This window comes from Jannaschia helgolandensis (assembly GCF_900109285.1).
Classification (GTDB): Bacteria; Pseudomonadota; Alphaproteobacteria; order Rhodobacterales; family Rhodobacteraceae; genus Jannaschia; species Jannaschia helgolandensis.
In genome coordinates, this window is the sequence record NZ_FNZQ01000012.1 from 1 (window position 1) to 12,323 (window position 12,323).

At 55.7% G+C, this 12,323-nt stretch carries 9 protein-coding genes and 3 pseudogenes; 6 read left to right on the plus strand and 6 right to left on the minus strand.

The annotated features are described in order from the left end of the window. Positions 1-305: transposase (locus BMY38_RS17755; RefSeq protein ID WP_175495869.1), on the plus strand; the 305-nt coding region annotated here is incomplete at its 5' end. A gap of 208 nt (positions 306-513) precedes the next feature. Here BMY38_RS17755 and BMY38_RS17760 read toward each other — a convergent pair. Together BMY38_RS17760 and BMY38_RS17765 are read right to left on the minus strand one after the other, a co-directional pair. Further along, positions 514-1,593 (minus strand): nucleotidyl transferase AbiEii/AbiGii toxin family protein, encoded by a 1,080-nt coding sequence (locus BMY38_RS17760; protein ID WP_092765384.1) that lies wholly within the window; start codon positions 1,591-1,593, stop codon positions 514-516. After that, positions 1,590-2,276, minus strand: a complete 687-nt coding sequence (locus BMY38_RS17765) for a DUF6088 family protein (RefSeq protein WP_245737684.1) — start codon at positions 2,274-2,276, stop codon at positions 1,590-1,592. Before BMY38_RS17765 ends, BMY38_RS17760 begins: the two co-directional genes overlap by 4 nt. Positions 2,277-2,456: 180 nt before the next feature. Here BMY38_RS17765 and BMY38_RS17770 point away from each other — a divergent pair. The 4 genes and pseudogenes from BMY38_RS17770 to BMY38_RS17785 form a co-directional block, all read left to right on the plus strand. Continuing rightward, positions 2,457-3,059 (plus strand): annotated as a pseudogene (locus tag BMY38_RS17770) (DUF932 domain-containing protein); the annotation flags it as partial. Continuing rightward, positions 3,023-3,457, plus strand: coding sequence for a DUF3363 domain-containing protein (locus BMY38_RS17775; RefSeq protein ID WP_342707793.1), 435 nt, complete (start codon positions 3,023-3,025; stop codon positions 3,455-3,457). The pseudogene BMY38_RS17770 and the gene BMY38_RS17775, both read left to right, overlap by 37 nt. A 30-nt stretch (positions 3,458-3,487) precedes the next feature. Beyond that, the gene (locus BMY38_RS17780; protein WP_092765388.1) at positions 3,488-5,476 is read left to right on the plus strand and encodes a conjugal transfer protein TraG; all 1,989 of its coding nucleotides are present in this window, start codon (positions 3,488-3,490) and stop codon (positions 5,474-5,476) included. Between the two features lie 10 nt (positions 5,477-5,486). After that, positions 5,487-5,909, plus strand: coding sequence for a CopG family transcriptional regulator (locus BMY38_RS17785; protein ID WP_092765397.1), 423 nt, complete (start codon positions 5,487-5,489; stop codon positions 5,907-5,909). A 244-nt stretch (positions 5,910-6,153) separates the two neighbouring features. On the opposite strand, the gene BMY38_RS17790 is transcribed toward BMY38_RS17785, so the two are convergent. From BMY38_RS17790 to BMY38_RS18785, 4 genes and pseudogenes are all read right to left on the minus strand, one after another. Further along, entirely contained in the window at positions 6,154-9,312 is a 3,159-nt protein-coding gene (locus tag BMY38_RS17790; protein WP_139204742.1) for a calcium-binding protein, read from the minus strand. 290 nt (positions 9,313-9,602) lie between these two features. Then, positions 9,603-10,130 carry a hypothetical protein gene (locus tag BMY38_RS18000; RefSeq protein ID WP_139204743.1) on the minus strand — a complete coding sequence of 176 codons (528 nt, stop codon included), beginning with the start codon at positions 10,128-10,130 and terminating at the stop codon, positions 9,603-9,605. A 427-nt stretch (positions 10,131-10,557) separates the two neighbouring features. Further along, positions 10,558-11,308, minus strand: a pseudogene (locus BMY38_RS18770) (IS6 family transposase). Between the two features lie 455 nt (positions 11,309-11,763). Next, positions 11,764-12,024, minus strand: coding sequence for a beta-barrel domain-containing protein (locus BMY38_RS18785; RefSeq protein ID WP_483867452.1), 261 nt, complete (start codon positions 12,022-12,024; stop codon positions 11,764-11,766). Positions 12,025-12,058: 34 nt separating this feature from the next. On the opposite strand from BMY38_RS18785, the pseudogene BMY38_RS17805 reads away from it, so the two are divergent. Further along, a pseudogene (locus tag BMY38_RS17805) lies at positions 12,059-12,323 on the plus strand (transposase); the annotation flags it as partial.

The window sequence follows — 12,323 nt, forward strand, 5'->3', positions numbered from 1 at the left end:
CCAAGCTCGCCGAGCTGATGGTGCGCGCCGAAGACGACGTGCTGGCCTACAAGACTTTCCCGCAGGCTCACTGGCGGCAAATCCACTCAACCAATCCGCTTGAGCGCCTGAACAAAGAAATCAAGCGTCGCACCAATGTCGTCGGTATTTTCCCCAACGAGCCAGCCATCAAACGTCTCGTCGGTGCCCTGATGCTGGAGCAAAATGACGAATGGGCGGTCACGCGCCGTTACATGACGCTGGAAACCGTCGCCACCGTCTGCGAGGATAACACCATGGACCTGGCGAAAATCGCCGCCCTGTAAACCGGCTCAGCACCCAGCCGGAGAACAAATTACACCACGTCCGTGGACGCTACCCCGATCTGGCGATCAAGGGACTGTCCCTGGCTGGAGACTCTGGCGTAACCGATAAGCATAAGAATACCCTAGATCATGTAGAAGTATTGCGCACCTGATTTATGCACCAACCTAAACGCCTTGCTTTCATGGTCGGGCTTGTTTGTTGCAAAAATCATGAATTTCCATCCAAAGCGCCCTTCGACTCCGTCGGCGTTGTGTTGAGCCTTCTCTCCAAATCAGCAACCCGCTCTATCACCGCATCGAATGGCGGCGCTTGTCCGAAGATCATGCCCGACATGGCGCGGTAGTCGCGGCGCAGGTCATCGAGCATTTTCCCAATGGGGCTGATCGAAAATGACGGCGCAACTGCCGTTGCGAGATCAAAGGCCGGGCGGTTGAAAAACATGCGCGCGTGGGCGACGCAATCGGCACCAAGCGCGCGATCCGCCAAAGCCCTCTCACCAAGGTCCGATCCTAGAAGTTGATAGGTGTCGTAGTAGTGCCGCGACACGCGCTGACCGCCTCCTTTCAGTTCTCCACGGATGTCGAACCAGCGGCGCAGGCCATGCAGGATCACGATCTTGTCCCAAAATGTCCGCTCCGCGTCGACAATAGTGACGTTACCAACGGTCAGATCGATATCCGGAACGTCTTCCTCGATATAGGGACTGATGTTGCGCACAGAATTGGGATCAAGCGCCGATTTTGCACCGGACTCGATTTTCACGGCCTTGGCGATGTAGGCATCGACCGGTGTCGCGGTCGGATAGCGCAGGTACAGCGCCTGGCTGTCTTCTGGATCGGGCTCGACAAAGAACCGGGCCATATCCAGACCGTTTCGTCTGACGACGGCAGAAACAATCTCATTGAGCCCACCAAAGAACTCGCCTTGGATATAGGCTTCACAGGCCCCCTTGATGGCATCCAGCGCTTTGCCACGTTTCTTACCGCTCAAGGCCTCAAGCTCTCCAATCGTTGCGGCTTCTCCCAAATCGTCCCGGAACACTGTGACGTCGATATCCTCCGAGAAGCGGCGGATCAGCCCAAAGCCCTTTGACAAGGATGTGCCGCCTTTGAACAGAAGCCTTGGTCCGTCCGGTAATCCATTGAACAGCGCGTCGAGGGTCCAGCAGACCCAAAAGTCCTTTTCGACATTCTGCGGTGTGGTGCCCAAGCGCTGTGCTGTCGTCGTGAAGAGGCCAAGGCGCGTCTCTCCATCCGCCGAGATGATACGGTCGAACGCGGGATTCACGCAGCACCCGCCTGCTCTGCTAAAATTGGACGTAGTAGGCTCTGCATCCAACTCGGCAATTTCATCAGTCCGTCCTCGAGATCGTCACGAAGGCGCTTGCCGTTCGTTGGGTCATTGAGAAGCGCCGTCAGGCGGCGGATCAGCACCTGATCCTCGTCAACCTGCCCCATTGTATCCCGTAGCCAATGCAGGGCCTGCACAATTCGCATGGCCGGCCGCCCGGCCCAATACAGCTTGCTGGCAGCTGTCGGTTTGAACACGATGTCGAGTTGGCCGAGCGAAATCGATTTCAACCGGGCATCGGTATGCACCAGAATCTTGGCCGGAACAGCATTGGTGAGACCGAGATCGTTGGCGGCCGTCATCCCATCGACAAGGACGCGTATCTGATCTCGGCGTGCGATGGCATCAATCACTTCGCGGGGATCTGCCGGGCTGTCTTTCTGGGTCAGGCGATTGGTCGACGGTTGATCGTAGAGGCCACGGTCCACCCGGCGCAGAGCCCCTGCCCGCGTCAGTCGCTGCAGCACTTTGTCCACGGCATCACGCTCGCCGAGATCCAAAAAATCCCGCGGTGTCCACACGCCACGCGGCGTGCCATTCGCGATCCGTGTCAGGATATCGCTCTTTAGATCTGTTGATGCTTGGTTCATGTCCGAAATCTGTAGCATGATTTCGGACATGATGGAAGTGACTTGTCCGAAATATGTATACAAGCATCGGACGACCGTCCCAAGTAACAGAGCCCCATTAAGAAGCGTTTGATCCGGAAAACCATCGGAGTGAGAGAGTGGAGGCTGTTCCCGTGACGGGTTTGGAGGTCGAGAGAGAGGCTCCCGGCCGCCCGTCGCGGGAGATACCCAATGAATACCCAGATTATCGATTCCGGGCGTGACGCCAGTGGCGGTTACAAGGTTGATGTGTCGCGCGGTGAAAACGTGGATCGCGTGTCATCGGAGTGGTTCTCGCGCCCCGATGATGAGCGATACCTGTCACTCGACGACCTCTTCGCGTCTGTGAAAACCCGCGCTGAGCAGAGCCGAACACGGACTGTGGAGAGTGCCGCGATCCGGGTCGAGGCGCATCGCGATGACCCCGAGAAACTGGGGCTGGTCCTACCCGGGACCGACGAGCCCATCGCGCCGACGCATTGGAGTTTTGGGCAGCTGTCCAGCATTGTCGGCGCGCCTGCCGCCTACTTGCGAGAGCTACCCGCACCGCTGGCAGGCATCAACCTGCAATACGGGCTGACCAACCACCGCGCCGAGCAGATCAAGACCATGGAGGTCGCAAACGGGCGCACGGAACTGCGTGCCGTCACCGGTCCGGACTATGGCCGCATCTACGACCACGAACTGGTCTCCGCCGTGCAGCGCATCGCGGGCAATGGCACCGGTGATACACGCTGGAAGGTGCCAGGCGTCCTCGACTGGTCGACCGGCATCTACAATCCGCGTGTGGACGTGGGTTCGGTGCAAATGTCCGCGACGCGCTCGAACGCCGCGCTGATCACCTAATCGCGGAAGGGCTGGCAAAACGTCAGGGTCAGCGCGTGATCTTCAACCGCGACCTGCTGAACACGTTGCGCAACCAAGAACTCAAATCCGTCGGAGAGAAACTCTCCACGGAGATCGGTCGTCCGCATACGCCCTCAAAGACCGGGGACTATGTCACCGGCACCTACCAGCGCCGCATCGCGCTCGCGTCTGGACGCTTTGCCATGATCAATGACGGGCTCGGCTTCCAACTCGTGCCGTGGACTCCGTCCATCGAGAAACACCTCGGCAAACACATCAGCGGTGTTGCCCGCGGCAATGGCGGCGTCGATTGGGACTTTGGGCGCAACCGGGGCATCGCGCTCTAGCGGCAACCATGGCCAGGAAAGGGAAAGATCATGTCAGCGACGAAAATCCTTTGGGGCCAGATCATCATCGTGTCCCTGATCGTGCTCACCACGACCTGGGCCGCGACACAGTGGACGGCTATGCGGCTCGGCTTTCAGCCACAGTTGGGACAGCCGTGGTTTGAACTGCTCGGAATGCCCGTCTATTATCCACCCGCCTTCTTCTGGTGGTGGTATGCCTATGACGCCTATGCGCCGCCGATCTTTATCGAAGGTGCCCTGATCGCGGCGTCGGGCGGTTTTTTATCCGTCGGAGCTGCGATCTTCATGTCGGTCTTGCGGGCGCGCGAAGCCCAAAACGTGGACACCTACGGATCTGCGCGATGGGCCGACGAGCGCGACATTCGGAACGCAGGACTGTTCGATCCGGATGGCGTGATCCTCGGAAAGCGCGACCACGCCTATCTGCGGCATGACGGGCCAGAACACGTGCTTTGCTTTGCACCCACGCGATCCGGCAAGGGGGTTGGGCTGGTCATTCCGTCGCTTCTGACCTGGCCCGGATCAGCCATCGTGCATGACATCAAGGGCGAGAACTGGCAGCTCACGTCGGGCTTCCGCGCGAAACACGGCCGCGTTCTGCTGTTCGATCCGACCAACGCGAAGTCTTCGGCCTACAATCCGCTGCTGGAAGTTCGCCGGGGAGAATGGGAAGTGCGTGACGTCCAGAACATTGCTGACATTCTTGTCGATCCAGAAGGCTCGCTCGAAAAGCGTAACCACTGGGAAAAGACCAGCCACGCGCTGTTGGTTGGCACGATCCTGCATGTCCTCTACGCTGAGGCCGACAAGACACTCGCCGGCGTAGCAAAGTTCCTGTCCGACCCACAGCACCCTATCGAAACCACGCTCGAGACAATGAAGACCACCGCCCATCTCGGGAACGATGGACCGCATCCCGTCGTTGCAGGTGCCGCGCGAGAGCTGCTGAACAAATCGCCCAACGAGCGGTCTGGTGTCTTGTCGACCGCGATGTCGTTTCTCAGTCTGTACAGCGATCCCGTCGTGGCCAAGGTCACCCGCCGCTGCGACTGGCGGATTGCCAATCTTGTTCAGGGTTCTGCCCCGGTCTCGCTTTACCTCGTCGTGCCACCGTCTGACATCAACCGCACCAAGCCGCTGATCCGTCTGATCCTGAACCAGATTGGCCGCCGATTGACTGAGGATCTGGCGGGTAAGGATCGAAAGCATCGCCTCCTCTTGATGTTGGACGAGTTCCCAGCGCTTGGTCGGCTGGACTTCTTCGAAAGCGCGCTTGCGTTCATGGCCGGTTATGGCATCAAGAGCTTCCTAATCGCCCAATCGTTGAACCAGATCGAAAAGGCTTACGGGCCGAACAACTCGATCCTCGACAACTGTCATGTGCGCGTAAGCTTTGCTACCAATGACGAGCGGACGGCAAAGCGCGTGTCCGATGCCCTGGGCACCGCAACAGAAATGCGCGCGATGAAGAACTATGCCGGTCATCGCCTGTCCCCCTGGCTCGGCCATCTGATGGTCAGCCGACAAGAAACGCCACGCCCCCTCCTCACCCCCGGCGAGGTGATGCAGCTTCCACCCACAGATGAGATTGTCATGGTGGCGGGAACGCCGCCGATCCGGGCGCAAAAGGCGCGGTACTTCAACGATGATCAATTGCACGCCCGCGTTCTGCCGCCAGCGACGCCACACAAGACTGACGCACCAGCGAACGACGACTGGAGCCGGATTGTTCCACTCAAGTCGCCAGAAATCGCCAATCCCGAGATACAGACGGCAGACGAAAGCGCAACGGCCGACGATCCCAACGAACAGCGTCGGCAACCAGAACTGGACCGAACCCAAGAAATTGAGAAAGAAAAACCTATCGAGAACGAGTTTGAGCCCGGCCTCAAGACGCCACCGAAAGATCAGACCGTTCAATTGAGGCAGCTTGATCAACAGGCCCGCCAGCTTGCGCGCCAGGCCTCGATGGATCCCGACGACGGCATCGACATGTGAGGATATGGAAATGAAACAGCAAAAAAAACAGCGCCTGTCCGTCTACCTAGACCCAGACATCATGGTGACGCTGGCCGATTACGCAGCCAGACGGGATCATTCTCGGTCGCTTGTCGCCGAAGCCGCGATTGCTTCTTTCCTGTCACCTGATGCCTCCGAACGACAGGAAGCGGCAACTACGAAGCGTCTCGACCAGATCGACCGCCGGATGGTCCGACTGGAACGCGATGTCAGTATCTCGGTCGAAACCCTCGCGCTGTTCGTGCGTTTCTGGCTGACGACCAATCCCCCGCTGCCTGAGCCAGCACGTGCTGCAGCTCAGGCACAGGCAGGTGAGCGGTATAACGCCTTCGTCGCCGCGCTTGGTCGACGGTTGGCAAATGGGCCAGCCCTTCGTCAGGAAGTTTCAGAGGATGTGACAGGCAGAAAATGAGGGCTTTGAGTGAACCTGTATTAGTTCACGTGAAAAGAGTGTTGCAACCAAGTTGAAATGTCTGCGTTCCCGCAAAGTAGTACCCGTATTGATTAAGTGCGCTTTTCCGATGTGGGACATTCTAAATTTGCGGCGACAAATGGCTTAACGCAAAATCAGGGTTATGTAATATATTGGGCGATCTTGAGGGCCTGCAGGTGCCCGGAGCGATCACCTTCGCTCCGGGCACCTGGTAAGATCTCAATCAGACCATGAACATGTCCGTATCCACTCGATCGCGGATCCCGACTTCGTCCAGAACACCATCCGCGAACACGATCTCCTCGATGTTCAGCCGACTGTCCCCTAGGTCGTAACGGACCTGGTAATCCAGCTCGATCGTCCCGTCGGCGGTCTGGATCAGGACATCGTGCCCGTCCACAGAGAACGACACATCGGCGGCCTGATAGGTCGACAGATCCAGCGTATCGAAGCCGGCGTTGGTCCGATGGATCACGTCATCACCGCCGCTGTAGAAGATGAAGTCGTCTCCCGAGTAGGCTCTGACCTCATCGTTGCCCAGGCCGGCGTTGATCGTGTCGTTCTGATAACTTCCCGTGACCACGTCGTCGCCGGTCGTTCCCTGATCGGAAATCGCTCGCCCGTGGATCCCCGCCTCGTCGAGGGTGTCGTCCGAGAAGACGATCTGCTCGATATTCGACCTGGTATCCCCGACCGCATACCGGACCTGATAGTCCAGTTCGATCGTTCCGTCCGGCGTTGCGACCAGGACATTATGACCACTCACCGAGAACGAGACCTCGGACGCGGCATAGACCGACAGATCGAGCGTATCGAAGCCACCGTTCGAGCGATGGACGAAGTCGTTTCCACCTTCATAGACGACGACATCATCGCCGCTGTTGGCCCGGATCGTATCGTCGCCCAGGCCTGCGTTGATCGTGTCATTCTGATAGCTGCCCGTGACCATGTCGTTCCCGGCCGTGCCTTGATCCGACAGGGCCCGAGCCTGGATCGCGGTCTCATCGAGGACCCCGTCCGCGAACACGATCTCCTCGATGTTCGACTGGGCGTCTCCGAGCTCGTAGCGGACCTGATATTCCAGCTTGACCGTGCCATCGAGGGTTTCGATCAGGACGTCGTGACCGTCGACTGAGAAGGTCACATCGGACGCCGCATAGCTGGATAGGTCGAGCGTGTCGTTGCCGCGGTTGGACCGACCGATGACATCGTCTCCGCCAGAGTAGATGATGTAGTCATCGCCCTGGTTGCCGACGATCGTGTCGTTTCCAGCACCGGCGTCGATGACGTCGTCATCGTTTGTTCCGGTGATCGTGTCGTCGCCGACGGTACCAACCTGAGTGGGAACAGATGTTGGTGTGGTGTCTACAGCGAAGCTGAAGACACCTGCCGACAGCTCGGAAGCTGTGACGCCGAGTACGGTAATCGACTGGCCGTCGTCTGCAACACCGTCCTGGTCGAGATCCAGGCGGATGACCGTTGCCGTGCCAGAGCCGGTAGAGATCGTTTCACCATCGATTTCTTCGAGCAGAAGTTGGTTTGTGGAGAAAAGCCCGTCGATTGCTGTAAGGTCGATCACATCACTATCTGACGTCGACAGGTCGAAGATGATGTCGTTTCCAAACAAGGTGTCGAAGACGATTGTATCAGCACCACCGCCGCCTATCAGGGAGTCCGAGCCAACCCCACCTATAAGAACATCTGCCCCTTCGCCTCCAGCCAAGACATCATTACCCTGTCCCCCCGAAAGTCGATCATTGCCAGACCCACCATCGACAGAATCTTGCCCATCGCCAGCATCGACAACATCGTCGCCGTCACCACCGTCGATAGAGTCGTCCTCGCTCCCTGTAGTGATTGTGTCTGCGTCGCCAGTTCCGGTATATATTTGAGGTTCGACATCCGTAGGTTCGTCGATCGGGTTCTCATTCACCGATCCGGTAATTGTTCTTGGTCCACCCGCTGAAACAGTCCAAAGGCCGTTCGGCTGCTGGACCAGCTCTCCACCGGCGATAAAGATGCCTGGCGCGGTGTCGAACGTCGGGACAGTTCCTGCATCGACAAAGGTATAGGAATCTTCGTCGACACCGGATCTCTCTACCCAGTAGTAGTCTATGACCTCCGTTCCACCGGGAAAGAACTGCGAAGGATAGGAGACGGAAGCATAGGGGGTTGTAGATGCCTGCCAACGGTCCTCGTACCGGTCTTCCGGTAAGGGTTCACCATCGAAGGACTCTTCGCCCTCCAGCACGAGATACTCTCGCGTCCAGTAGATAGGTTGATACGGGTTCGCGGTGTAAATGGAGTTTATACCGCCCCCAAGAAAGCTTGCATCATAGTGGCCACCTTCGTCGAACATTGGGCTGACCGGATCAGGTGGGCGCCCACCGACGCCGATATCACCGTTGTCACCGCCAATCGTCAGATCCGTATCGTAGCCCCATATCGGAATAGCGTTATCTGGGTCTGACACAGACCATGAAAGATAGTCATTGCCATCGGGATTTATCACAACAGCTGAGATTTGTGACCAGTCGAATCCTGCGCCGACGTTGATATCTTCCAGCCTGAAGCCGTGAAAGTTTTCTAATGTCAGGTTGTCTACTTGTACGACCAGAATGCCGTAAGAGCTATGACCGTCGCCGTTGAAGATAATATGATCGTTACCAAACCCACCCCAGATGACTGCAGTTCCCACGCCACCTTCTAGAACGAAGGTATCATCACCATTGCCGCCAGCAAAATATTCGGTTGTTGTTCCGGAGGATATAAATCTATCATTTTGGCTGGTTCCCACCACCCCTTCGATCGATATATACGTGTCGCCTTCTGCCTCCCCTCCAATTCCAACGCCTCGAAGCAGATCAACATCAACGGCTTGTTCTTGTCCAAAGGAAACAAAGTCAATGTCATCTCCCCCGTCCAGAAGATCAGAACCAGCTCCGCCAATAAGAATATCGTCACCTGAATTTCCAGATAACGAATCTTCACCGCCAAATCCTGACAGAATATCTTGGCCCGAACCTCCCGTTATCTCATAGCTAGACTGTGGATTTGTAGTAAAGTACGTAGTGAATCCTTGCGGAAGAAGCTCTACTATTCTGGAGTCGAGCCCTGATAAATTTTGGAGATCAAAATCTCCAAACAGATCGATATATTCAGTGACGGGTGTACCGTTGCCATCTACAGGATCGGTATCGCCGCCAGTACTCAAATAAGTCCCTCGAATAGTGCCCGAACCAATCAAATGCGAACCTGCAACTAGACCGCTTACTGTAAGCTCTGTCTCATCAAGGGTTTGATCACCATAGGCCTCTAGATCGGTAGCGCGAAGAAGCTGCCACTGTCTTTGTGACCATTCGATAAATGAGAGATCTTGCAAATATGTTGAGTTGGGGTCGAGATATTCAGATAGGCTTGTTACACCATGTTTGCCGGTCCAAGACCACGACGTCGGATCGCTACCTCCACCTGGTTCGATCCACCCTATATCTTCTAGTGCAATTCGTTCAAACTGGTATGCGCCAACTCTAATTGAGCTTATAAAGGCGTAATCATTATTGCTCTCTCTCAGGCCTACCGCACGTATAAACGTCGATAGGCCCTTCGTAGCCAAACCGTCTACGAACGATTGAGTCTCTTCTAAAGTTGCTATACTGCCCTCCAGCAGCCTTAGTTGCCATTTAGTTCTCTTATCGGGAACTTCGCGTCGTTGCTCCCGAAAGACACCGCTGTTCCAAGTGTGTCATAGTGAAGAATAACTGCTTCTATAGACCATGCGACCGAAACTTTTTTATTATTAGCCGTTGGATTCTCGGAATCATATGAACTGCCAAATATGATTGAATTTTCGCACCCTAAAGTCCCACACCGGTCTGCGCTTAAGTTTCTTACAAAAAGATCTAGTTTTCCGTCGAGATCAAAATCGTACCAAGCATATTGGATACCTCCTCGACTCCATGGCGTGCTATCTTGGTGCAGCCTAGGATCAACAAACGAGAAGTATTCGCAATAATTGTCAAAATGCGCGAAAGCTGCTTCGCAAATTTCCGCTTCTGTTATTTCCATAGACAAGGATAGCTGCCAAGTCTTCGGTTTCTCTTGAGAAATTGCCGCAGTCGAAGAAACCACGAAGATAACGCTTACTGCAATGCCGATCACTTTTAGATTGCGCCAACTATTTTCTAAAAAGAAAGTCATACAAGAATTTCACCACCAGTTGTTCGAAAGGTCTAGTCTTTTGCAGGCGTATGTAGGGTGCGCTAGAAGTAATGGTTAGGCAAGCGGCTTTGTCGCACATGTCTTCTCTGATTGAGCGCCCCTTCCGTTACATAGGTTTGTTCTACGGTTTTTACGACGGGTATGCGGAGCACGGTGCCGCGATGCTTGTAGGTGTATCTTCCACCCTCAACCTTGATTCCGATGCTATCGACGAAGAGACGCAGTAGGCTCTGACGGCCGCGATACCGGATGTTTGCAGCCAAGGGGCTTTGTTGCGCAAAGAGCATGGAGGTCAAATGTCCCCTTTCCTGGGACGTACATATCCACGGACTCTGTAATAGGTCTGATGGGCTCTGTTGCGTTAGCTCCGCCGGACGGCGACGACGGTCACATCCTCGGGTGATGTTCATGCAGCGCTGTTGAATAGCTCTGCCACGAACCTGACTTCGTTGAGGACGCCGAGTTCGGTGTTTGCAAAGTGGCCTTTCTTGATGGCTCGGTGGGTTTCGATTCCTTTCAGGGTATATTTGGCGGCGGTCAAACTTCGGAACCCTCGTTTGGGCTTGAGCAGTTGTTTCAACGCTCCATGATCGCCTTCGATACGATTGTTAAGGTGCTTCCGATCGACGTGCAGGATTGCGTCGTCAGGCCCAGAGCTGAAGTTCATCTCCCTGATGACTTTTGCATAGCTGTGTGCCTTGTCGGTGATAATCGTCATGGGCTTGTAACACCGCACCGTGTCGCTGGCCTGGCGCATAAATGCCCTTGCTGCGTTGGCGTTCCGCCGTGCCGTAAGCCGGAAATCGATCACTCGGCCGTTTTGGTCGACGGCCCGCCAACCCTCTCGGGACATTGCTGCGCAATACCCTGCCGGGCAGCGGATAGCACCACCGGCCGTTCACGCGCACATAGGTTTCGTCCAAATGCCACTGCATGCCGCGCCACGACCGATGACGGCCATAAGCTCGTTTGCGGATCTCAGGTCCGAACTTTTGAACCCAACGATAGATCGTCGCGGCATCAACAGTGACCCTGCGTTCAGCCAACAAGTCGCGCACATCCCGGTAAGACAGCGGGTATCGGCAGTACCAGCGCACCGCCAGCAAGATGACCTCATTCGGGAAACGATGATGTTTGAAGGGGTCGCGTCGCGCCATGAAAACCTCGATCAATGTTCAACCCCAAAGTCGTCGTTGAGCGCCACTAACGCAACAGAAAACCCTTCGAATATATCGAGCGAGGGCGACTATGCCAGCTTGATTGAGCCCCGTTTCCAAAAACACGACCTTAGGCAAACAAGTCACGATTCTGCAGGCTAGCGCTACTGTGTGTATCCAAGTCGTCTCCGTATAAAACTCAATTAACTTTTGATTGCCAAGGCGTTTTCTTGCCAAGATATAATTTTTTCGGAAATGTCACTATGCACTGACTATTTCCTTCAATCTTCGGGGATGTTAACGATATTTTAACCTTTGGGTTGAACGCGGATTTCTCTTCTACAGTTATGGCAAGAAGATACGAGTGGGCACCATTGAATGCCCCATGTATCTTGGCTATACCGCTGGAATCGATACGGTGAATATCAATTATTGGTTTCGCAGAAGAACGAACATCACTCACGAAATGCCCGATTGAAGTAGTCCGCCAACGGCTTCACAAGATAGCCCAACGGCGTCCGATCTTCCGTTCTCAAATAAGCCTCCACCGGCATTCCGGGCAACAGCACCAGACCCCCCAGCCGCGCGATCTCTCCCTCGTCGGGAAGCACCTCCGCCTGATAGTACGTTGCTCCGGTCGCCTTATTGGTAAACGCATCGGGCGATACGCGGATGACAGTCCCGAACGGCTTTGTTGCACAAATCCGGTTGGGGATTCATCTCGTGAATCCAGCATGGTAGCTGGGGTGCATGAGCAGACCGGCACCCCCAACCTACAAAACAAGAAACTGGCCAGCCTATAACGAAGCGCTCAAGCGCCGAGGTTCGCTGATGATCTGGTTCGACCCCGAGATGAGCTGGGAGGCTACACCTACGGGCAGGCGTGGCCGCCAGCAGACTTATAGCAACGCCGCCATTCAGACATGCCTTTCCATGAAAGTGCTGTTCGGCATGGCGTTGAGGCAGACGACCGGATTCGTCGAAAGCCTGTGCGTCTGGTCGGCCTGAACTGGTC